At 64.8% G+C, this 19,557-nt stretch carries 20 protein-coding genes; 12 read left to right on the top strand and 8 right to left on the bottom strand.

What is annotated here, in order from left to right; all coding sequences use genetic code 11:
• The first annotated feature begins 91 nt into the window (after positions 1-91).
• A complete protein-coding gene (gene pcaB, locus ACSQ24_RS08455; RefSeq protein ID WP_436094256.1) occupies positions 92-1,462 on the top strand; it encodes a 3-carboxy-cis,cis-muconate cycloisomerase in 1,371 nt (456 codons plus the stop codon).
• A 67-nt stretch (positions 1,463-1,529) separates the two neighbouring features.
• Here pcaB and ACSQ24_RS08450 read toward each other — a convergent pair whose 3' ends face one another.
• A complete protein-coding gene (locus ACSQ24_RS08450) occupies positions 1,530-2,045 on the bottom strand; it encodes a flavin reductase (RefSeq protein ID WP_436094255.1) in 516 nt (171 codons plus the stop codon).
• Positions 2,046-2,182: 137 nt separating this feature from the next.
• Positions 2,183-2,869: a GntR family transcriptional regulator gene (locus ACSQ24_RS08445; RefSeq protein WP_436094254.1), complete on the bottom strand. Its 687-nt coding sequence runs from the start codon at positions 2,867-2,869 to the stop codon at positions 2,183-2,185.
• A gap of 119 nt (positions 2,870-2,988) precedes the next feature.
• Here ACSQ24_RS08445 and ACSQ24_RS08440 point away from each other — a divergent pair, with 119 nt between their 5' ends.
• The 3 genes from ACSQ24_RS08440 to ACSQ24_RS08430 all read left to right on the top strand — a co-directional run bounded on the left by ACSQ24_RS08440 (position 2,989) and on the right by ACSQ24_RS08430 (position 5,746).
• Positions 2,989-3,327, top strand: a complete 339-nt coding sequence (locus ACSQ24_RS08440; protein WP_436094253.1) for a cupin domain-containing protein — start codon at positions 2,989-2,991, stop codon at positions 3,325-3,327.
• Positions 3,324-4,556, top strand: a complete 1,233-nt coding sequence (locus tag ACSQ24_RS08435) for an FAD-binding oxidoreductase (RefSeq protein ID WP_436094252.1) — start codon at positions 3,324-3,326, stop codon at positions 4,554-4,556. The genes ACSQ24_RS08440 and ACSQ24_RS08435 overlap by 4 nt, the downstream gene beginning before the upstream one ends.
• A 317-nt stretch (positions 4,557-4,873) precedes the next feature.
• Complete coding sequence (locus ACSQ24_RS08430) at positions 4,874-5,746, top strand: bile acid:sodium symporter family protein (RefSeq protein WP_436094251.1); 873 nt, start codon at positions 4,874-4,876, stop codon at positions 5,744-5,746.
• Between the two features lie 3 nt (positions 5,747-5,749).
• Here ACSQ24_RS08430 and ACSQ24_RS08425 read toward each other — a convergent pair whose 3' ends face one another.
• Positions 5,750-6,997, bottom strand: a complete 1,248-nt coding sequence (locus tag ACSQ24_RS08425; protein ID WP_436094250.1) for an NAD(P)/FAD-dependent oxidoreductase — start codon at positions 6,995-6,997, stop codon at positions 5,750-5,752.
• A 396-nt stretch (positions 6,998-7,393) separates the two neighbouring features.
• Between ACSQ24_RS08425 and ACSQ24_RS08420 the strand changes: the two genes are divergently transcribed.
• From ACSQ24_RS08420 to rpe, 4 genes are all read left to right on the top strand, one after another.
• Positions 7,394-8,395 carry a hypothetical protein gene (locus ACSQ24_RS08420; protein WP_436094249.1) on the top strand — a complete coding sequence of 334 codons (1,002 nt, stop codon included), beginning with the start codon at positions 7,394-7,396 and terminating at the stop codon, positions 8,393-8,395.
• A 64-nt stretch (positions 8,396-8,459) separates the two neighbouring features.
• Entirely contained in the window at positions 8,460-9,131 is a 672-nt protein-coding gene (locus ACSQ24_RS08415; protein ID WP_436094248.1) for a glutathione S-transferase family protein, read from the top strand.
• Between the two features lie 165 nt (positions 9,132-9,296).
• A complete protein-coding gene (locus ACSQ24_RS08410; protein ID WP_436094247.1) occupies positions 9,297-9,974 on the top strand; it encodes a glutathione S-transferase family protein in 678 nt (225 codons plus the stop codon).
• A gap of 201 nt (positions 9,975-10,175) precedes the next feature.
• The gene (rpe, locus tag ACSQ24_RS08405; RefSeq protein ID WP_436094246.1) at positions 10,176-10,856 is read left to right on the top strand and encodes a ribulose-phosphate 3-epimerase; all 681 of its coding nucleotides are present in this window, start codon (positions 10,176-10,178) and stop codon (positions 10,854-10,856) included.
• Between the two features lie 117 nt (positions 10,857-10,973).
• Here the strand turns inward: rpe and ACSQ24_RS08400 are convergent, their stop codons facing one another.
• Positions 10,974-11,327 carry a DUF1428 domain-containing protein gene (locus ACSQ24_RS08400; protein WP_436094245.1) on the bottom strand — a complete coding sequence of 118 codons (354 nt, stop codon included), beginning with the start codon at positions 11,325-11,327 and terminating at the stop codon, positions 10,974-10,976.
• A gap of 178 nt (positions 11,328-11,505) precedes the next feature.
• Here ACSQ24_RS08400 and purB point away from each other — a divergent pair, with 178 nt between their 5' ends.
• Positions 11,506-12,807 (top strand): adenylosuccinate lyase, encoded by a 1,302-nt coding sequence (purB, locus tag ACSQ24_RS08395; protein WP_436094244.1) that lies wholly within the window; start codon positions 11,506-11,508, stop codon positions 12,805-12,807.
• A 15-nt stretch (positions 12,808-12,822) separates the two neighbouring features.
• On the opposite strand, the gene ACSQ24_RS08390 is transcribed toward purB, so the two are convergent.
• Positions 12,823-13,722 (bottom strand): DUF3825 domain-containing protein, encoded by a 900-nt coding sequence (locus ACSQ24_RS08390; RefSeq protein WP_436094243.1) that lies wholly within the window; start codon positions 13,720-13,722, stop codon positions 12,823-12,825.
• A 98-nt stretch (positions 13,723-13,820) separates the two neighbouring features.
• Here ACSQ24_RS08390 and ACSQ24_RS08385 point away from each other — a divergent pair, with 98 nt between their 5' ends.
• From ACSQ24_RS08385 to ACSQ24_RS08375, 3 genes are read left to right on the top strand one after another with little or no spacing between them, the layout of a single operon-like run.
• Positions 13,821-14,099 carry a type II toxin-antitoxin system Phd/YefM family antitoxin gene (locus ACSQ24_RS08385; protein WP_436094242.1) on the top strand — a complete coding sequence of 93 codons (279 nt, stop codon included), beginning with the start codon at positions 13,821-13,823 and terminating at the stop codon, positions 14,097-14,099.
• Complete coding sequence (locus ACSQ24_RS08380) at positions 14,096-14,503, top strand: type II toxin-antitoxin system VapC family toxin (protein WP_436094241.1); 408 nt, start codon at positions 14,096-14,098, stop codon at positions 14,501-14,503. Before ACSQ24_RS08385 ends, ACSQ24_RS08380 begins: the two co-directional genes overlap by 4 nt.
• A 4-nt stretch (positions 14,504-14,507) precedes the next feature.
• Positions 14,508-15,083: an RBBP9/YdeN family alpha/beta hydrolase gene (locus ACSQ24_RS08375; protein ID WP_436094240.1), complete on the top strand. Its 576-nt coding sequence runs from the start codon at positions 14,508-14,510 to the stop codon at positions 15,081-15,083.
• Here the strand turns inward: ACSQ24_RS08375 and ACSQ24_RS08370 are convergent.
• The 3 genes from ACSQ24_RS08370 to ACSQ24_RS08360 form a co-directional block, all read right to left on the bottom strand.
• Positions 15,061-17,442: a DUF2235 domain-containing protein gene (locus tag ACSQ24_RS08370; RefSeq protein WP_436094239.1), complete on the bottom strand. Its 2,382-nt coding sequence runs from the start codon at positions 17,440-17,442 to the stop codon at positions 15,061-15,063. The genes ACSQ24_RS08375 and ACSQ24_RS08370 overlap by 23 nt on opposite strands.
• A gap of 130 nt (positions 17,443-17,572) precedes the next feature.
• The gene (locus ACSQ24_RS08365) at positions 17,573-18,223 is read right to left on the bottom strand and encodes a glutathione S-transferase family protein (RefSeq protein ID WP_436094238.1); all 651 of its coding nucleotides are present in this window, start codon (positions 18,221-18,223) and stop codon (positions 17,573-17,575) included.
• 186 nt (positions 18,224-18,409) lie between these two features.
• Positions 18,410-19,525 (bottom strand): branched-chain amino acid ABC transporter substrate-binding protein, encoded by a 1,116-nt coding sequence (locus ACSQ24_RS08360; protein WP_436094237.1) that lies wholly within the window; start codon positions 19,523-19,525, stop codon positions 18,410-18,412.
• Between the last annotated feature and the right edge of the window lie 32 nt (positions 19,526-19,557).

Raw genomic sequence — 19,557 nt, 5'->3', positions numbered from 1 at the left:
TGATCCATGGCCGGAAAGCACCGGCGCGCACAAGGGGACGAAGCTGGGATGTGGGTTGCACCGACTGCTCCGCACAAAGGCCCGTCCGGACATGACTGAGGGCAGGCTCTATGGCGAGCTCTTCGCCGACCACGAGATGGCAGCGCTGCTCGACGATCGCGCCGCGCTGCAGGGCATGCTCGATTTCGAAGCCGCGCTCGCCCGGGCGGAGGCGGAGGTCGGCGTCATTCCCGCTGCGGCTGTCGAGATCATCGCGGCGCAATGCAAGGCTGAACTCTACGACATCGTCGCAATCGGCACAGCTGCGACGCTCGCCGGCAATCCGGCGATCCCGCTGGTCAAGGCGCTGACGGCCCGCGTCACGGTGGTCGATGCCGAAGCGGCGAAATGGGTGCATTACGGCGCAACCAGCCAGGACGTGATCGATTCAGGGCACGCCCAGCAATATTGCGCTGCCTGGGAATTGCTGCTGGCGCGCTCCGCACGCCTTGCCCATGCGCTCGCCGGACTCGCAAGAGAGCATCGCCGCACGCCGATGATCGGCCGCACCTTCTTGCAGCATGCGGTTCCGATCTCCTTTGGGCTCAAGGCCGCCAACTGGCTCGCCCCGATCGTCTCCTTCCACGACGATTTCATGATCTGGGGCCAAGCCGCGCATCAGCTCGGCGGCGCCGCCGGCAGCCTCGCCTCGCTTGGCGACAAGGCCGAGGCGGTGTCGGAAGCCTTTGCTCGCACCATGCCGTCGATCGGCGCGGTCCGCGTGCCCTGGCACAGCGAGCGCCGGCGCCCGGCCCGGATCGCGACCGAGCTAGGCCTGCTTCTCGGACATCTCGGCAAGATGGCGCAGGACATCGCCTTGATGGCGCAGACCGAGATCGGCGAGCTCGCCGAGCCGGAAGCGCCTGGCAAGGGCGGCTCCTCCGCGATGCCGCACAAGCGCAATCCGGTGCTCTGCACGCTGATCCTCGCTGCGGGCAAGCGCGCCCCCGGGCTGGTTGCGACCATGCTCGCCGCCATGCCGCAGGAGCATGAGCGCGCCATGGGCGGCTGGCACGCTGAATGGCCGACGCTGCGCGATCTCTTCCTGATCGCCGGATCGGCCCTGAACCAGGCGGTCGCGCTGATCGAGGGACTCCAGGTCTTCCCGGAGCAGATGCAGTACAATCTCGACCTCACCAATGGGCTGGTCATGGCCGAACGCGTTTCGCTCGCGCTCGCGCAGACGATCGGCCGCGGCGAGGCGCATCACCTGCTCGAGGAGGCGAGCCGCGATTGCATCGCCAGCGGCCGCCATCTCAAGGATGTCCTGGCCGACCACCCGACGCTCGCCGGCAGGCTTTCGTCTGAAGAGCTCGACGACCTGTTCGATCCCACGACTTATCGCGGTGCGACCGACGCCATCATCGACCGCATCCTCGTGCTCTACGAGGAGGAGCGGGAATATATGAGCGGCAATAGCTGAGTTCCGCCAGGGCGTGTGATCGCGCCGAAAGCGGCGAGATCACGATCGGCGGGTGGAGAGGCAGGCTTCAGACGCCGCCGAAGCGGCGATGGCGATAGACCAGCCCCGGCCCGGAGCCGCTGCCTCCCAGCGCCACCACCTGGCCGATCACGACGCGATGCGTCGCGACCCGGTGCACCGCAGCCACCCGGCAATCGAAGCTGGCGAGCGCGCTCGCCAGCGCCGGAGCGCCGGTGATGAGTTCGCCCCATTCGCCGGCGGCGAAACGGGCCTCCCCCGTCACACCGCCCCGGCCGGAGAAGATGGTGGCGAGCTCATGGTCGGCGGCTGCCAGCGTATTCACGCAGAAGATGCCGCTCTCCTCGATCACAGCCAGCGTGCGGCTGGCAGCCTCGATACAGACGAGCACGGTCGGCGGCGCATCCGAGACGGAGGCGACAGCGGTCGCAGTCAGCCCGGCACGGCCGGCCGGACCAAGCGTCGTCACGATATGGGCGGCGCTCGCCACCTCAGCCATCGCCTCGCGGAAGGCCTGCGCTTCGGGGCGCGACGCGCGTAAGGCGGCATCGACCATGTTGTTCATCGCCCAACTCTGCGCGAGGGTACTGCGTTTTATCTAAGCACGCAGGGGTAAAAGGCCAGTTTCAGCAATTGTCGAGATAAAGGGCCTTTCCGTCGCAGGGTTAAGATATATCACTCCCACGAAAATGATGCCGCAGCTCATTCGCGCCGCAGCGCTGCCAGCAATCCGGCGCGCAGATGGCACATCAGCGCATCGCTCGCTTCAGCGGCGGCGCCTGGCTCAGCTGCTACCAGTGCCTGGGCAAGGGTCACATGGTGGCTCGCGGCCGGCACGAGGTCGACCTGCCGGTCGAAGAAGTACCAGGCCCGGCGGATCAACGCCTGCAGCGGCTCGACGGCGCGGCTGGCATAGGGGCTGCGTGCCGCGGCTGCCACCAGCGCGTCGAGCTCCTTGTCGAGGCGCATATAAGCGTTGACGTCGTCCGCCTGCGCCGCCTCGCGCATCGCCCGCGCCTTGGCGAGGATCGCGCTGCGCTCGGCCGGCCCCGCCCGTTTTGCCGCCTCGGTCGCGATCAGGCGCTCCAGCACCTCGCGCGCATCGAGCGCCGCCATCACGTCGATCGCGTCGATGGCCGTGACCACGACGCCCTTGCGCGGGAGTATCTCGACCAGACCCTGCTGGGCCAGCCTGATCAGTGCCTCGCGCACCGGTGTGCGGCCAACGCCGACGAGCTCGATCATCTGTGCTTCGGTCAGCACCGCGCCTGGTCGCAGGGACAGGGTCACGATCGCCTCTTCGAGGCGGCGATAGGCCAGATCGGACAGGCTGACGATGGCGCGAACGCCAATGGCATCCTCCCTGGAAACGCGGGCATCCTCGGTCATGGGCGGCACCAGCGATGCTTGACGCACCGGATACCATTGATATATCAGAACTTTCAACAAGACCGCAAGGCGGGCAAGCCGACCGACCAGCGGTTAAAATCCCGCGAATGGAGGCCGACATGGCGTTCGCCTGCACGATCCCCGCCGTCGCCACGCTTCAGCAGGACGACGATACGGTCCGGATCACGCGCTGGGATTTCGAGCCCGGCGCGGTGACCGGCTGGCACAGCCATGGCTGGCCCTATTTCGTGATCATGCTGGTCGCCGGAACCTTGCGCATCCATGACGGCGCCAAGGAGACGGACGTGCCGCTGGCACAGGGCCAAGCCTATATGCGCCAGGCCGGCATCCAGCACGATGTGATGAACGGCTCAACCCATCCGATCGCCTTCGTCGAGATCGAGGTGAAGCAGCCGGCGACACTCAGGCTCCTGCCCGAGGCACTGTCCACCACATGAAGATCGCGATCATCGGCGCCGGCATCGTCGGCACGGCCACCGCCCATGCTCTGCTCGACGAGGGCCATGAGGTCCTGATCCTTGACAAGGAGGGGCCGGCCTTTGGCCCCTCGCGCGGCAATGCCGGCATCATTGCCCATACCGACGTGCTGCCGATCGCCAGCCCCAACATGCTGCGCAAGGTGCCGGGCTTCCTGCTCGACCCGCTCGGACCATTGGCGATCCGCCTCGGCTACCTCCCGCAATTGCTGCCCTGGCTGGCGCGCTTCCTGCTCGCGGCACGGCCCGCCGCCTATGAGCGCTCGATTGCGGGGATCATCGCCCTGCAGCAGCTCGCGCTGCCGGCCTGGCTGTCACGCGCCGACAAGGCTGGCATCAGCGGGCATACCCATCGCCGCGGCGCGCTCTACGCCTATCGCGATGCGAGTGACACCGCCGGCCTCGAAGAGCTCGCCCGGCGCCAGCGCGCCGCCGGCATCGCCGTCGACATGCTGCAGCCGCAGGAATTGCGCCAGATGGAGCCGGCGTTGAAGGATCGCTTCGCCGGCGCCGCCTTCCACCCCGACGCCGCCCATATCAGCGATCCGCTCGCCCTCACCATGGCGCTCTTCGAAGCTGCGCTGGCGCGCGGCGCAACATTCGAAAAGGCCGAGGTCGAGAACATCTCGATGGGCGAGCGCCCTGCCCTGATCGGTGCCGATGGCTGGCAGCGTGTCGTCGATCGCGTTGTCGTCGCAGCCGGCGCCTGGTCGAAGCCGCTGGCGGCCGCGATGGGCGATGCAATCCCGCTCGACACCGAGCGCGGCTATAATATCAGCTTCCCGGGCGTCACCGGCCTGACCAGCCGCCCCGTCGGCTTCAAGGACCACGGCTTCGTCATGACCCCGCTTGAAAGCGGCCTGCGCATCGGCGGTGCCGTCGAGTTCGGTGGGCTCGAGGCGCCACCCAACCATGCCCGCACCAGGGCACTCTACGACAAGGCGGCGACGCTGGTTGACGGGCTGCCGGCCTTCGACAGTGGCCGGCTCTGGATGGGGTTCCGGCCGTCGCTGCCCGATTCGCTGCCGGTGATCGGCAAGGCGAGCCGCAATCCCAACGTCATCTATGCCTTCGGCCACGGCCATTACGGCATGACCCAGTCGACGGCGACGGCCGATCTCGTTGCCGCATTGATCGCCGGCCGGCCGCCTTCGATCGATCTTGGCCATTTCAGCCCGCAGCGCTTCTGAAGGATGCAGTTCCATACAGCGCTTGAATCGGTTCCTTCGGCGGCTGAATCAATGCCTTAGCCGGCAGGGGCAACGCCATGATCCGACTCGGTTTTGCGCTTCTCGCCATCACCGATGGCCTACAAGCGCCGCTGCGACCAGCAATCGGTCGGACTGATCCTGAAGCTGGCCCTGCGCCTCATTCCAACCTTAGGTCTGGGATCGCCGAAAGGATCGGAAAACCTTTCTGGACAAGAGTTTATCCACTCAGTGGCGTAGCTGCCGTTCCTCAACTAGCCTGACGCAACGGCAGAAAATGCCGACAAGGGGAAACGCGCATGCAGGCCTCGATCCTGACCGATCTGCTGCTGCCGCTTGCCATCGGTATCGTCATGCTCGGACTGGGCCTGAGCCTGACGATCGCCGACTTCCGCCGCGTCGCGCGCTATCCGCTCGCCGTCGGCTTCGGCCTCTTTCTCCAGGTCCTGCTGCTGCCGCTCGCCGCCTTCGCGATCGCGATCGGGCTGAAGCTCTCGCCCGATCATGCCGTCGGCCTGATGCTGCTGGCGGCCGCGCCGGGCGGGGCGACTGCCAACATCTACAGCCATCTCGCCCGCGGCGACGTCGCGCTCAACATCACCCTGACGGCGGTCAACAGCCTGCTCTGCCTGCTGACGCTGCCGATCGTGCTCGACCTCTCGCTCGACTATTTCCTCGGCGCCGGCCAGTACGTGCCGCCGCCGCACCGCAAGGTGGTCGAGGTAGCCGCCATCATCCTGATCCCGGTTGCCATCGGCATGCTGCTCCGGGCGAAGGCTGAGCACTTCGCCCTCAGCGCCGAGAAACCGATCAAGGTGTTCTCGATCCTCGTGCTCGTCGCCCTGATCGCGATCGCGATCTACATGGAGCGGAAGGCACTGCTGCCGAGCTTGATGGCGGTCGGCGGCGCCTGCCTCGCCTTCAACCTCGTCAGCATGCTGGCCGGCTATCTCGCCCCGCTGGCGCTGCGCCTGCCGAAGGGCCAGGCCGTCGCCATCGCCATGGAGATCGGCATCCACAATGCCGCGCTGGCGATCTTCATCGCACTCAACGTGCTGCGGAACCCGGCCGCGGCCGTGGTGCCCGGCATCTACAGCCTGGTCATGTACGTGACCGCCTCGACCTTCGCGGTCTGGCTGCTGCGGCGGAACGCAGTACCACGCACCGCCTGAGGCTCAGGCGAAGCGCGCCGGGGCGAACGGCGTCGGATCAACGAAGACCTTCTGGCCGCTCACCATCTCCGCGACCATGCGCCCGGTCACCGCCGCGAGCGTCAGCCCGTGATGGGCGTGGCCGAAGGAGAACCACAGGTTCCGGTGCTTCGGCGCCGGGCCGATGATCGGCATCATGTCCGGCGTGCACGGCCGGTTGCCGAGCCAGGGCTCGGCGTCGAGCCGCTCGCCGAGCGGGAACAGGGTCTTGGCGATCGGCTCGGCGCGGGCGAGCTGCACCGGTGTCTTCGGCGCGCCGCGATTGGCGAACTCGGCCCCGGTAGTGAGCCTGACACCCTGACGCATCGGCGCGAGGAAATAGCCGCGCTCGGTATCGAGCACCGGATGGTTCAGCACGGCGTTGCCAAGCGGCTTGTAATGCATGTGATAGCCGCGCTTGACCGCGAGCGGCAGGTGGTAGCCGAGCTGGCGCGTCAGCACGTCGGCCCAGGGGCCGAGCGCCACGATCGCGTCCATGCCAAGCGCCTTGGTACCGTCCGCCAGCGTCACGCTCCAACGGTCTCCGTCCTGGACGAGCGTTCCGGCATCGCCCTGGGCGAAGCGCCCGCCGAGCTTCTCGAACAGTGCCAGATAGGCCTTGGACAGGCCGAGCGGATCGATCACCGTCACCGGATCTGTCCAGTGCAGGCCGCCGATCAGGCTCTGGTCGAGATGCGGCTCCTCGGCCCGCAAGCTGGCCGCGTCGAGGGCGCGATGGTTCAGGCCGTAATCGCGCTTCCAGCGCGCCGCTTCCGCCAGCCTGGTCTCCTGCTCGAAGGGCGTGCGGAACACCTTCATCCAGCCCTTGCGCCGCAGCAGGTCGGTGGCGCCCGCCTCCTGTGCGAGCGCATCATGCTCGGTGACGCAGTGCTCGATCAGGGTCGCGTATTTATGGGCGATCGCCTCGTGCTGGGAGGCGCGCGAGTGCATCCAGTACGACCACAGGAAAGGCGCGAGCTTCGGGATCGCGTTCCAGTGGTAATGCGCGTCGATGGTGTTGTTCATCGCATAGCGGATGAGCGCACCGAAATCATGCGGGAAGCCGTAGGGATAGACGCCCTCGCGCTGGATCAGACCGGCATTGCCGTAGCTGGTCTCGCCGCCGGCCTGGCCGCGATCGACCAACAGCACCGAGCGGCCAGCCTTCTGCAGGTGCAGCGCCACCGAAATCCCGACAATGCCCGCCCCAAGAACGATCGCGTCCGTGCGCATCCAACCTGTCTCCGCCAGCCTTCCCCTCCTGCAAGAATAGCGCCGGCCGCAGCGCTGTCAGCTCTTGTGTGGAATGTTGCGGCACATCCGGCAAAGTTTCGCAGTTCATGCAGAGATAATGGCCAAAAAGCTGTCAAAGTCGGCAACAGCATCGAACATGCACAATTTTCTGCGATCCAAATATGCCGTCATTCCGGCCGCAGCGAAGCGGAGCGCCGGGATCCATTGTAGAGTGCCGGAGCCCTCCGATGGATTCCGGATCAGCGCGGCTTCGCCGCTTGTCCGGAATGACGAGACTTCGATCGAGACACATCATCGGCCGCTGGCGGCCCGCCGCGCGATTACAGCGTGCCGCCCTGCGCCCACGCCAGATGACGGCGCCCTCCGGATCGGCCAGTGTGGCGTCCCCGTTTCGCTCTCCCGGTTTCGATGCTCGCCGCCCTCGCCTCCGCCCTCGCTTTGCTCGGCCGCTACGGCACGCAGGGCTTCGCGCTCTCGATCTTCCTTGGGCTCGCCTTGCCGCAGTTCTCCGCGGCGGCGCGCCCGCTCCTGCCGATCACGATCTTCTGCTTCACCACCGTGGTGTTCATGCGCGCCGATCTCGGCGTCATCGCCGGGCTGGTGCGCCGGCCGGCAAAGCTGGTCCTGACCTGCCTCTGGCTGCTCTTCGTCCCGGCCCTGCTGATTGCGGCGACCCTACTCCTCCTCGGCCGCGAAGCGCTCGATCCTGGCCTTTTGCTCGGCATCGCGATCATGGGCGCGGCGCCGCCGATCATGTCCTCGCCCGCGGTCGCCATCCTCTACGGTTTCGAGCCCTCGCTGATCATCGCCGGCGTGATCGTCACCACGATCGCAAGTCCGCTCATCGCACCGTTCCTGGTCGACTGGCTGGCGGGCGCCGCCGTCCCACTCGACCGGATGGCGCTGGCCTTGCGGCTCGTGATGTTCATCGGCGGCGGCATGGTCGTCGCCTTTGCGATCCGGCGCTGGCTCGGGCCTGAGCGCATCCGCGCACTGAAACCCAATCTCGATGGCTTCGGCGTGCTGATGTACTTCATCTTCGCCATCGCAGCGATGGACGGCGTCACCCGCGCGGCGCTGGAGCAGCCGGGCCAGGTCGCGCTCTTCCTTGCCGTCGCCTTCCTGGTCTCGGCCATCGGCCTCGCCAGCGCCTGGCTGGCCTTGCGCCGTTTTCCCCGCTCCGAGCGCTTCATGATCGGCTATGGCACCGGTCAGCGGAACATGGGCTTGCTGGTCGCGGCGCTCGGCGCCGGTGTGCCGCCGACCACCTTCCTCTATTTCGCGCTGGCCCAGTTCCCGATCTACCTCCTGCCCTGGCTGCTGCGCGGCATTGCCGCGCGCCTCCGGCGCAGGGAGGCACCTGCTGACGCAGGCTGACCAGGCCGGCCTCCAGGTTGCCCATAACCGGCCGCTCTGACGGCTTGGGCAAGGGGGGAAACCAATGAAGCTCTATTCCGGACCACTCAGCCTGTTCGGCCGCAAGGTCGAGATCGCCCTTGCCGAGAAGGGACTGGCCTTCGAGCGCGTCGTGGTGCCGTTCAACCAGATGGTCGGCTACAATCCGAAGCACCCCGACGTGCTCGCCGCCAATCCGAAGGGGCAGGTGCCGGTCCTGGTCGATGGCGAGCTGACCCTCTACGATTCCACCCTGATCCTCGAATATCTCGACGAGGCCTATCCGCAGCCGCCGCTCTACCCCGCGACGCCGGTCGAGCGGGCGCGCTGCCGCCAGCACGAGCTCTTCGCCGACGAAGTGGTGTTCGGCGCGCTGCGTCAGCTCTTCCATCGCAACGGCGAACGCCTGCCGCAGGCGGAGTTGGAGCAGGCGGAGGGCGAGGCCAGGGCAGCCGAGGCCCTGCTGGCGCGCTACTTCGTCGACATCGACGCGGCACTCGGTCAAAAGCCCTATCTCTGTGGCGCCTTCTCCGTCGCTGACATCGCACTGTTTCTGATGGTGCACTATGTCCGCCGGCTGGACGGGCCGTCATTCGCGGCCCTTCCGGCGCTCGCGGCCTGGTATGAGCGGGTCGCCGCACGCCCCGTCTTCGCGACACAATTGACCGAGATCGCCGATTGGGACCGCAAGCTCTCGCTGCCGCTCCAGCGCCTCTGACTCCAGGGGGATAGCGGAAGCGCATGTGCTGGCGGCAACGCATGAGCGCACCACTCCATACCGCTTCCGCCGACGCCCCGGTCGCCGACTCAAAGAAATCCCTGCTGACGCAGGCTGACCCGAAGTGTTGCGAAGGTCGCTCCAAGCAAAGCCGGAGTTCCTGTTATGATCACGCTCTATTCGGGGCCACTCAGCCTGTTCTCGCGCAAGATCGAGATCGCTCTGCGCGAAAAAGGTCTCCCCTTCGAGCGCATCATGGTGCCGTTCAACCAGACGACCGGCTATGATCCGAAGCATCCCGAAGTCGTCGCCATCAACCCCAAGCAGCAGGTCCCGGTCATGAACGATGACGGGCTGGTGCTCTACGATTCCACCGTGATCCTCGAATATCTCGAGGACGCCTATCCTGAGCCGCCGCTCTTTCCGCTCTGCCCCGGCGCCCGCGCGCGCTGCCGGCTCAACGAGCTCTATGCCGACGAGATCATGCTGCAGGCGCTGAAGCCGCTGATGCATCGCACCAGCCCGCCGTCGACCGACCAGACCCGTCGCCTCTCGCAGGAGGCCGACGCGCTGATCGCCGAGCGCGCGCTGGAGAACCACTATGCCGTGCTCGAAGACCGCCTCGCCGGTCGCGACTTCTTCGGCGACGCCGTCACGATCGCCGACATCGCCCTGTTCATGAGCGTGCTGTTCTCGTTGCGGCTCGGCGGCCCGTCGCTCGCGCCGTTCGACGGCCTCTCGCGCTGGTTCGAGCGGCTGAAGCTGCGCCCCGCCTTCACCCAGGCCGCCGTCGAGATCGCCGAGGCCGACCGGCGCCTGTCATTCCCGTTGAAGCGGGCGTGAGGGTTCTCCCCGTCTTTCCGGGGCTTCGCGCAGCGAAGAGCCCGGAATCCAGAACCGATGCCGGGTCCAGAATGGGCGGCCTGCCTTCGCGCCCCAATGATAACCGACATCGGCTCTGGATTCCGGGCTCAGGCCTGCGGCCTGCCCCGGAATGACGACCTGGCGGTTTCGCGATCCCGCGAAACAGGCTAAACGCCGGCCATGAGCACGATCCGCATCGCCCCCTCGATCCTCTCGGCCGATTTCGCCAAGCTCGGCGAAGAGGTCCGCGCCATCGACGAAGCCGGCGCCGACTGGATCCATTGCGACGTGATGGACGGGCATTTCGTGCCCAACATCACCTTCGGCCCCGACGTGCTGAAGGCGATCCGCCCGCATACGAAGAAGTTCTTCGACGTCCATTTGATGATCGCCCCGGTCGATCCCTACATCGAGGCCTTCGCCAAGGCCGGCGCCGACCTGATCTCCTTCCATGTCGAGGCTGGCCCGCATCCGCACCGGACGATCCAGGCGATCAAGGCGCAGGGCAAGAAGGCCGGCATCGTGCTCAACCCCGGCACGCCGGCGAGCGCGGCCGAGCCGCTGATCGGCGATGTCGACCTGATCCTCCTGATGACGGTCAACCCCGGCTTCGGCGGCCAGAGCTTCATTCATTCGGTCGTCGACAAGATCGCGCAAATTCGGGCCCTGATCGGCGGGCGGCCGATCGCGCTCGAGATCGACGGCGGCGCCACGCCCGAGACGGCGCCGCTCGCGGTCAAGGCCGGAGCCGACGTGCTGGTCGCCGGCTCGGCGGTGTTCAAGGGCGGGCCATCAGCCTATGCCAGCAACATCGCCGCCATCCGCAAGGCGGCCGAGACGGCGCGGGGCGACTGGGTCTGATGCTCGCCACGCTCGCCGTCATTGCGAGCGCAGCGAAGCAATCCAGGAGCGGCGGAGCTCTACGTCCCCCTGGATTGCTTCGTCGCTACCGCTCCTCGCAATGACGAAAAGCGTCGCTCAGGCCAGATCGATCGCGGCGAAGCCGCCATAGATCAGCCGTGTGCCGTCGAAGGGCATCGGGTTGACGTCGGGGGCCATTCGCGGATCGGCCATCAGCTTCTGCCAGCCGGCATCGCGCGCTTCCTTGCTCGGCCACTCAACCCAGGAGAAGACGACAACCTCGTCGTCCTTCGCCGCGACGGCCCGGTAGAAATCGGTCTGCTTGCCGCGCGGGACATCATCGCCCCAGCACTCGGCGACGCGCGTCGCGCCATATTCCTTGAACAGCGGCGCGGCCTTGCGGGCATGCTCGGCATAGGCCGCACGATTGGCGGCTGGCACGGCCGCGACGAAACCGTCGACATAGGACATCGATCTTTTCCTCCTTGGGTCTATCGGCGCTCCCGGTGAGGAACGCCCGCCCAGCCGGCGCGGACGCTAGGCAAAGCGAGGGCCCGAAGCTGTCAGCAGCGCCCTTCGGCATTCCACCCAGAGCCTCTCCGTGCTAGCGAGCCCGCGAGCCATTTTATCATCACGCCGCGAGCCCGCTATGATCCCCCGCTATTCCCGCCCCGAGATGGTCGCGATCTGGGAGCCGCAGACGCGCTTCCGCATCTGGTTCGAGATCGAGGCGCACGCCACCGACAAGCTCGCCGAGCTCGGCGTCGTGCCGAAGGAAGCGGCGGCGACGATCTGGGCTAAGGCCAAGGACGCCACCTTCGATGTCGCCCGCATCGACGAGATCGAGCGCGTCACCAAGCACGACGTCATCGCCTTCCTGACCCATCTCGCCGAGATCGTCGGCCCCGAGGCGCGCTTCGTCCACCAGGGCATGACCTCCTCCGACGTGCTCGACACCACGCTCGCCGTGCAGCTCGCCCGCGCCGCCGATCTCCTGATTGCCGATGTCGACGCCCTGCTCGCCGCCATCAGGCGCCGCGCCTTCGAGCACAAGCTGACGCCGACCATCGGCCGCTCGCACGGCATCCACGCCGAGCCGGTCACCTTCGGCCTCAAGCTCGCCCAGGCCTATGCCGAGTTCGACCGCTGCCGCGCCCGGCTCATTGCCGCCCGCGCCGAGATCGCGACCTGCGCCATCTCCGGCGCGGTCGGCACCTTCGCCAATATCGACCCGCAGGTGGAGGAATACGTCGCGGAGAAGATGGGGCTGACGCCCGAGCCGGTCTCGACCCAGGTCATCCCGCGCGATCGTCACGCGATGTTCTTCGCCACGCTCGGCGTCGTCGCCTCCAGCGTCGAGCGCCTAGCCACCGAGATCCGACATCTCCAGCGCACCGAGGTCTATGAGGCCGAGGAGTATTTCTCGCCCGGCCAGAAGGGCTCCTCGGCGATGCCTCACAAGCGCAACCCGGTGCTGACCGAGAACCTGACCGGCCTCGCCCGCCTGGTGCGCGGCATGGTCACCCCGGCGCTGGAGAACGTCGCCCTCTGGCACGAGCGCGACATCTCGCACTCCTCGGTCGAGCGCATGATCGGCCCCGATGCGACGGTGACGCTCGATTTCGCCCTCGCCCGCCTGACCGGCGTTATCGACAAGCTGCTGATCTATCCGCAGAACATGCGGAAGAACCTCGACAAGCTCGGCGGCCTGCACAATTCGCAGCGCGTCCTGCTCGCTTTGACCCAGGCCGGCGCCAGCCGCGAGGACAGCTATTCCATGGTCCAGCGCAATGCGATGCGCACCTGGGAGCACGGCGAGGACTTCCTCACCAACCTCAAGGCCGACAGGGATGTGACCGCGAAGCTCTCGGTGGCTCAACTGGAGGCGATGTTCGACGAGGGCTACCACTTCAAGCACGTCGACACGATCTTCCGCCGGGTGTTCGGCTGATTGAAGTTACTCGGCTTAAAGCTTTTTCTTTTTGACTGCCTCCACGACATCCGTTCTGAAACCACCGAGCCATTCGCTATTTGGCCGCGCCAGCAGTCTGGCGTGGCCATATGCCCAATCGGGATACAAAACTGTAGCCGCGCGGTACCATCCGCCATGTCGCTCCAAAGTAAGAGCCAAATCAGGGTTTGTAGCATTTCTTAAATATAGCGGCAGCAAGAGCTGGATTCTTCCTCGGTAAAATTGAGGAACGGCAATTCTATAATTTCTCTGAGCAAGTCTAATGCTATGCTTCATTGCACCTTCAAGAGCATTTCTAGTCGCCAGAGGAATTTCGTGGCCATCGCTTTCGTTTGCGACATCTGCATCCTCTTCGTCCGCCTGAGTCGCAAGGTCAGTGGGCACACCCTTCTTATCGACCTTGCCTCCCAATTCCTCAGGAAATCTATTTAGATTATCACGAATGATATGGTCTAAATTGAGCTGGACCTGTAATTTTGGATCAAACACCAAATGCGACGGATCATTCCAGTACTCAACCAAGCTCGGGAATTCCAAAAAGGTTGTTAGAAGGTGATCACCTGATCGGACCCAGGATCTTAAGTACCATTTTTTATTGTCTGAAGAAATGGGCTTTGTCCTATCAAATCTTTCAGACAGCGAGAAAACTGCATAAATTTCCTCCTGCCCTGGAGTCAGAAGCCCGGTGTTGAAGCATGTTAGATTATCCGACTCTACAATCTTTTGCTGATCAAAAGCCCTCTCAAAAGTATATTTGATGTAATTTTCCAAAATAATAGAATTCGATTTCCCACTTATATTAAGATAAGACCATCTTTCCTGCTCAGCAAGCTGAGCAAGATTACTAAGCCGACTCTCCCAATCTGCAACAACGGCAAAATCAAAAATCTTCATCGCAATCCCCCAGCTATCTCGAGAAGCAATACCCACTCCTTCACCACAACGCAAGGTTGCTACTTGAATCAACTGGTTGACCAGTTTAAATTCAGACCATGATCACCGTTGGCGCCTTTGAGGCCAAGACAAAATTTTCCGAACTCCTCGACCGCGTAGAACGGGGCGAGGAAGTCGTCGTGACGCGGCATGGAAGGACGGTGGCGCGGATCGTGCCCGATGGACCGCTCGATGCCGAGGCTGAGCGGAAGGCCCGCGAAATCAAGGCGGCCGAGATCAAAGCGGAATTTGCCCGGACAAGGGAGATGTTGCGCCGCGAAGGTGTCAGCCTAACACGTGACGAGATTATCGAGCTGAGAGATCTGGGCCGCCGATGAAGGCCGTCATCGACGCTTCGATCGTCCTCGCCGCGCTGGCTCCGGACGAAGCTTCGCCGTCCGCGATGCGCATAATCGAGCCATATTTGTTGGGCGGTGGTCATGCCCCTGCGCTGTGGTCGTTTGAGGTCGCAAACCCGCTGTATTGGAAAGTGCGCAGGGGCCTGCTCTCCCCGGCGACCGCCGAGCAAGCCTTGCAAAGCGCCTACCGCATTCCGCTGACCTTCGACCAGCTATCCCCCGCCGAAGTGGCGCGCGATGTGGTCCCGTTGTGCTGGAAACACGGGCTGACGGCCTATGATGCCGCATATCTGGAACTCGCCTTGCGTCTTGCTGCGCCTCTGGCTTCGATCGACAACGCTCTCATCCGCGCCGCGGCGGCGGAAGGCGTGAAAGTGCTCTGATCCCATGAAAACCTCCGACACCGATATCCTGATCGTCCCCGGCTGGTCGGGCTCCGGTCCCGACCATTGGCAGAGCCGCTGGGAAGCGAAGCTGCCGACCGCCCGCCGCGTCGAGCAGGAGGACTGGTACAAGCCGACCCGCGACGGCTGGGCGGACCGCATCGTCACCGCGGTGCGCGCCGCGACCAGACCAGTCGTCATCGTCGCCCATTCGGCCGGCTGCAGCGCCGTCGCGCATGCGGCCGAGCATCTGAAGCCGCATGAGGTCACCGGCGCCTTCCTGGTCGCGCCGGCCTCCGAACGGGCCAAGCGCGCCATTCCCGGCATGGCGGACGACTTCGCCTCGATCCCGCATAAGGCCCTGCCCTTCCGCTCCGTACTGATCGCCAGCGCGACAGACCCCTATTGCACGCAGGACGAGGCCAGGGCGCTGGCCGAGGCCTGGGGCTCGGAGTTCGTCGATGCCGGCGACAGCGGCCATCTCAACACCGAATCCGGCCACGGCCCCTGGCCGGACGGCCTGCTGCGCTTCGCCGGGTTCATGAAGGGCCTCAGCCTTATTTCAACGGCGTCACAGTGACCATCGCCGTGCCCTGATTATTGGCGTAGAACGGTTGGTAGAGGTTGAACGGCAGGATCGCGTCGTTGACGAAGAGAAAGAGTTCGCCGGTTCGCTTGGCCGTGATCTCTGCCGTCATCTTTCCGCGCCATGGCCCCGGCCGGCTCCAGTCATTGGGATAGAGCGGATAGTCGTCCGCTCCGAAGGCCCCGATCCGGGCGATCGGCATGAACCAGAACTGGTCGAGCTTCCTCCTGAACAGGACGAACGGCCGCAGATACCAGGGGAATCTGCCGGTCTCGAAGCCGAGCACGTCGGCCTTCATCGGGTCCTTCTCTTCGGTTCCCGCGCTGGCTGCGGCAGCTTTTGCAGCAGGATGCTTCGGCGGCCCGTCGCGCCAGTCATGTCCGATCTCGAGGGTGATCGCATAGCGACGGCCCTTTTCGAGCGTGATCCCGCTCGCCCAGCAGATCGAACTCGATTTGAAATCGGACCTCGTTACGGACGCTTCGGTTATGGCTGGGTTTGGCTTGGTCGCCTTGCAATAATAGCCCAGCGTGGAGGTCGCGGTGACGCCGATCCTGCTGACCGCCGCAACGAGGAGAAACAGCACGGCCAGACCGGCCAGGGTCGGCGTAATGTTCCGTTTCAGGACGCACACGGCCGTCTGATAGGCCTTCGCCATCCTCAGCCGGTACAGCCCGCTCTGTCTGACATCGCCCCTGGGTCCTGACGGCATCGGGAGCAGCGCCTTGGTCAGATTGCGCCATCGCGGCCGCATGGCGTCGCCGATCATGGTCTGGCGGACGCTGCCGAGGAACAATAGGCCACTGAAGATCAGCATCGGCCAGGCGAAGCTCGCGGGGTGGGTCCGCCAGCTGGCCAGCCAGGGCTGGACGAAGCCGGGAAGGAACGAGCCAACTCCATCGATCGCGGGCGCCAGAAAGCAGCCAGGTCCGATGCAGGTTTCCGCAGCCGGCATCGTTAGCGGCATCGCTGCGATGAAGAGCAAGGTGAAGATGCTGGAGAAATAGAGCACTCGGCGTAACCAGACATGGTTCCAGACCCATTCCTGGTCCAGCGCCCGCCGGCGCGCTTGCTCGCGGTCCTCGATCGGGTATGGCAGCGGGATCGGCTTCTGTCCTGGCAACGGCAGATCGTTGATCGCCCCCTTGCGGTCGACCACGGCGTAGCGTCCCGGCAGGACGATCGGCGCGTAGCCGGTTGCGCAGCTGCCGATACGGCGCATCACGCTCTCATGGATCTTGATGCGATCGATCTTGACGAAATTCCGGCCGATGTTCTTGACGCCACGGGCACCGAAGCTGTCATGCGCGAGTAAAGCGAGCTTGCGCGGCTGGTAGCGGTAGGAGCCTCCCAATCCTCGCCGAGAATCGGCCATCGGGGCATCATGGTCGGCGAGCAGCGCGACGCTGGCATGCTCGCCTGCCTTGAAACGCAGGCCAGCAGCACCGAGCGGCCCGTTTTGTCCGACTTGGGTCATCATCCAGTCGAGCGCGATATGGGCCAACCCGTCGAGCGGATATCCGCCGCCGACATTGGAGTGCATTCCGGCGAACCACACCTGAGTGAACCGCTCTTGGTCAATATGACGTGGTGGTGGCGCCTTCGGGTTGCGCTGATGCTGCCGCGCCGCCTCGTTCCAGAGTACCGGATGGAAGGTGTTGCGCTCATCGTCTAGCGCCAGCGCGTGGCAGGCGCGCTCGACATTCTTGTGCAGGCTGCGATCAGGCACCGAGAGTGGGAAGAAGACGTTCCAGGCGCGGGTGAGCTCGTCGATCGGCAGACCATAGGCCGAAACCGTATCCCAGACCCCGAGAAACGCGATCTTGCGATCGGGGTCCTTGAGCCTGGGCAGGCGCGTCCGCCCCCGAAGCTTGTCGAGTCCGCCAAGCGCCTTGTCGCGCAGCCAACGCGCCGCCGCCAGGATCTGGTCGAAGACGATAACCCGCGGCTGAAACCGGCCGCGATATTTGCGAAACGCTTCATGCGCATCAAGCGCCATCTGCGCATCCGAACCCTTCTGCACCAGCCCTTCCCGGAGGATGAGCCCGGCAAGGATGCGCACGGTGAAGGCGCCGCGGCTGAAGCCGAACAGGTAGATCTTGTCCTCTTCCTCATAAGTTCGGCTGAGCTGGAGGTAGAGGTCGATGACGTTGCGCTTCAGGCCGAAGCCGAAGGCGCCACCGAGCATCGCCAGCGGCCGAAAGGTCGAGGTGCCGACACCGTCATCATAAAAGGCGATCTGGTCGGGAGTTGCGAGGTCGAGCGCCTGGTAGAGTCGGAAGACATTGGTCTTGAACAGAGCCGACGCGCTGTTCCCCGTGCCGTCGGAGAACAGTATGATCTTCTTGGCCACGAGCGCCGCCTCCCCATGTTGACGCTACGGCAACCATAGTCATTACCCCCGCAAGATTGCAACCGACGATTTAAACGGCAGGACCCAAGAAACGAAAAATCGCACCGAGTCGCTTCTGAGCGAACCTCTGTCACCCCGTCGATGACGCAGAGAAGACCGCCAATTGAGCCTCGAATGCGCGCTTGTATGCGGGCCGCGCTTCGGCGCGGGCGACGTAAGCGGCGAGGTTCGGATACTCCTCCAGGATGCCCGAGCTCTGCAATCGGCGCAGCACCGTCACCATCAAGAGATCACCGGCGCTGAATGCGCCATCGAGCCAGTCGGCATCGCCAAGGTGGCTGGAAAGCCCTGCCAACAGCTTGCGGATGCTCTTGTCGAGGGCGGCCAGGCGCTGCTCATACCAAGGCTCGTCGCGCTCGAGGATCCTGACGAGGCTGCGGTCGAAGATCGGCGGCTCCAGCGTATTGAGTGCGGCGAACATCCAGGTGATCGCGCGCGCCCGGGCATTCGTATCGTCCGGCAGCAGGCTGGCATGGCGCTCGGCGATATGGAATACGATCGCCCCGGACTCGAACAAGGCGAGATCGCCGTCTTCATAGGTCGGAATCTGCCCGAAAGGTTGAAGCGCGAGATGCGCAGGCTCCTTCATCGCCTTGAACGACAGGAGACGAACCTCGTAAGGCTGGCCGACTTCTTCGAGCGCCCAGCGGAGGCGCATGTCACGCGCCAGACCATTGCCGCGGTCGGGCGAGCGTTCAAAGGCGGTAATGGTGACGGTCATTGGCAGGCTCCGTGACTGTTTCACGCTTTGCAGCCAAAGGACGAACGATCACCGCAGCGCCCGACAACTCTCCTCGTTTTTTGATCGCGAGGTTTCGTGATCCGGTTTTGCCGCCTCAACAAAAAACCCGCCCCGGATCGCTCCGGAGCGGATCTTGATGTCACGCCTTGCGGCGATCAGCCGATATCAGTTCTCGACATAGCCGATCTTGCCGTCGGCACCCTTCTTCCAGGTGTAGACGGTGTAGTCGGGGCGGGTGATGTCGCCCTTCTTGTCGAAGGCGATCTTGCCGATGACGGTGTCGACCGCCTGGCCGCCATGCAGCGCCGCGGCGATCTTCTTGGGATCGACCGAGTTCGCGCGCTTGGCGCCTTCGGCCATGATCTGGACAGCGGCGTAGCTGTACAGGGTGTAGGCTTCCGGCTTGAACTTGCGGGCCTCGAACTTCTTCAGGACGGCCGCCGCCTCCGGACGCTTCTGCGGATCCGGCGGGAAGGTCATCAGCGTGCCCTCGACGCCCGGGCCGCCGATCGTGGCGAACTCGTCGGTGGTGATGCCGTCGCCGGAGATCAGCACGGTCTTCAGGCCCTGGTCGCGCATCTGGCGCACGATCAGGCCGCCTTCGGTGTGCAGGCCACCCCAGTAGAGATAGTCGGCACCCGTCGACTTCAGCTTCGAGATCAGCGCCGAGAAATCCTTCTCGCCGGCGTTGACGCCTTCATAGAGCACGTCCTTGACGCCGGCCTTGGTCAGGCCCTTGCGGGTCTCGTCGGCGAGGCCCTGGCCATAGGTCGTCTTGTCGTGGACGATGGCGATCTTTTTGCCCTTGAGGTTCTTGGCGATGTACTCCGCCGCCACCGAGCCTTGCTGGTCGTCGCGGCCGCAGGTGCGGAACACGTTCCAGAGGCCACGCTCGGTGATCTTCGGATTGGTCGCCGAGGGGCTGATCATCAGGATGCCGTTCTCGGCATAGACTTCCGACGCCGGCATGGTGACGCCGGAGTTGAAGTGGCCGAGCACCATCTTGACGCCGTCGCCGACGAACTTGTTGGCGACCGAGACGCCTTGCTTCGGATCCGAGACGTCGTCACCGACGACGACCTGGATCTTCTGGCCGAGAATGCCGCCGGCAGCGTTGATGTCTTCGGCGGCCTGTTCCGCCCCGTTCTTCAGCTGCGCGCCGAATGCCGCATTCGGACCCGTGATCGGGCCGCCGACGCCAAGCTTGATCTGTGCGTTCGCTACGCCCGAAAAGGCGAGGACCGCGCCAAGGGCAATTCCGCCCAAGAGCAGCTTCTTCATGCGTTGTGACTCCCCTGTGAGTATATTACGGG

The sequence above is a fragment of the Allobosea sp. LjRoot237 genome (genome assembly GCF_964253285.1).
Lineage (GTDB): Bacteria > Pseudomonadota > Alphaproteobacteria > Rhizobiales > Beijerinckiaceae > Allobosea.
This window is presented reverse-complemented; position numbering and strand designations above follow the sequence as displayed.

Bases quoted from the DNA above. Each gene is read 5' to 3' on its own strand.
- ACSQ24_RS08365 (WP_436094238.1), bottom strand. From the start codon at position 18,223: ATGACCGTCACCATTACCGCCTTTGAACGCTCGCCCGACCGCGGCAAT.
- ACSQ24_RS08410 (WP_436094247.1), top strand. From the start codon at position 9,297: ATGATCACGCTCTATTCGGGGCCACTCAGCCTGTTCTCGCGCAAGATC.
- ACSQ24_RS08360 (WP_436094237.1), bottom strand. From the start codon at position 19,525: ATGAAGAAGCTGCTCTTGGGCGGAATTGCCCTTGGCGCGGTCCTCGCC.
- ACSQ24_RS08435 (WP_436094252.1), top strand. From the start codon at position 3,324: ATGAAGATCGCGATCATCGGCGCCGGCATCGTCGGCACGGCCACCGCC.
- ACSQ24_RS08415 (WP_436094248.1), top strand. From the start codon at position 8,460: ATGAAGCTCTATTCCGGACCACTCAGCCTGTTCGGCCGCAAGGTCGAG.
- ACSQ24_RS08450 (WP_436094255.1), bottom strand. From the start codon at position 2,045: ATGAACAACATGGTCGATGCCGCCTTACGCGCGTCGCGCCCCGAAGCG.
- rpe (WP_436094246.1), top strand. From the start codon at position 10,176: ATGAGCACGATCCGCATCGCCCCCTCGATCCTCTCGGCCGATTTCGCC.
- ACSQ24_RS08380 (WP_436094241.1), top strand. From the start codon at position 14,096: ATGAAGGCCGTCATCGACGCTTCGATCGTCCTCGCCGCGCTGGCTCCG.
- ACSQ24_RS08430 (WP_436094251.1), top strand. From the start codon at position 4,874: ATGCAGGCCTCGATCCTGACCGATCTGCTGCTGCCGCTTGCCATCGGT.
- pcaB (WP_436094256.1), top strand. From the start codon at position 92: ATGACTGAGGGCAGGCTCTATGGCGAGCTCTTCGCCGACCACGAGATG.
- ACSQ24_RS08440 (WP_436094253.1), top strand. From the start codon at position 2,989: ATGGCGTTCGCCTGCACGATCCCCGCCGTCGCCACGCTTCAGCAGGAC.
- ACSQ24_RS08375 (WP_436094240.1), top strand. From the start codon at position 14,508: ATGAAAACCTCCGACACCGATATCCTGATCGTCCCCGGCTGGTCGGGC.
- ACSQ24_RS08385 (WP_436094242.1), top strand. From the start codon at position 13,821: ATGATCACCGTTGGCGCCTTTGAGGCCAAGACAAAATTTTCCGAACTC.
- ACSQ24_RS08425 (WP_436094250.1), bottom strand. From the start codon at position 6,997: ATGCGCACGGACGCGATCGTTCTTGGGGCGGGCATTGTCGGGATTTCG.
- ACSQ24_RS08400 (WP_436094245.1), bottom strand. From the start codon at position 11,327: ATGTCCTATGTCGACGGTTTCGTCGCGGCCGTGCCAGCCGCCAATCGT.
- ACSQ24_RS08445 (WP_436094254.1), bottom strand. From the start codon at position 2,869: ATGACCGAGGATGCCCGCGTTTCCAGGGAGGATGCCATTGGCGTTCGC.
- ACSQ24_RS08390 (WP_436094243.1), bottom strand. From the start codon at position 13,722: ATGAAGATTTTTGATTTTGCCGTTGTTGCAGATTGGGAGAGTCGGCTT.
- purB (WP_436094244.1), top strand. From the start codon at position 11,506: ATGATCCCCCGCTATTCCCGCCCCGAGATGGTCGCGATCTGGGAGCCG.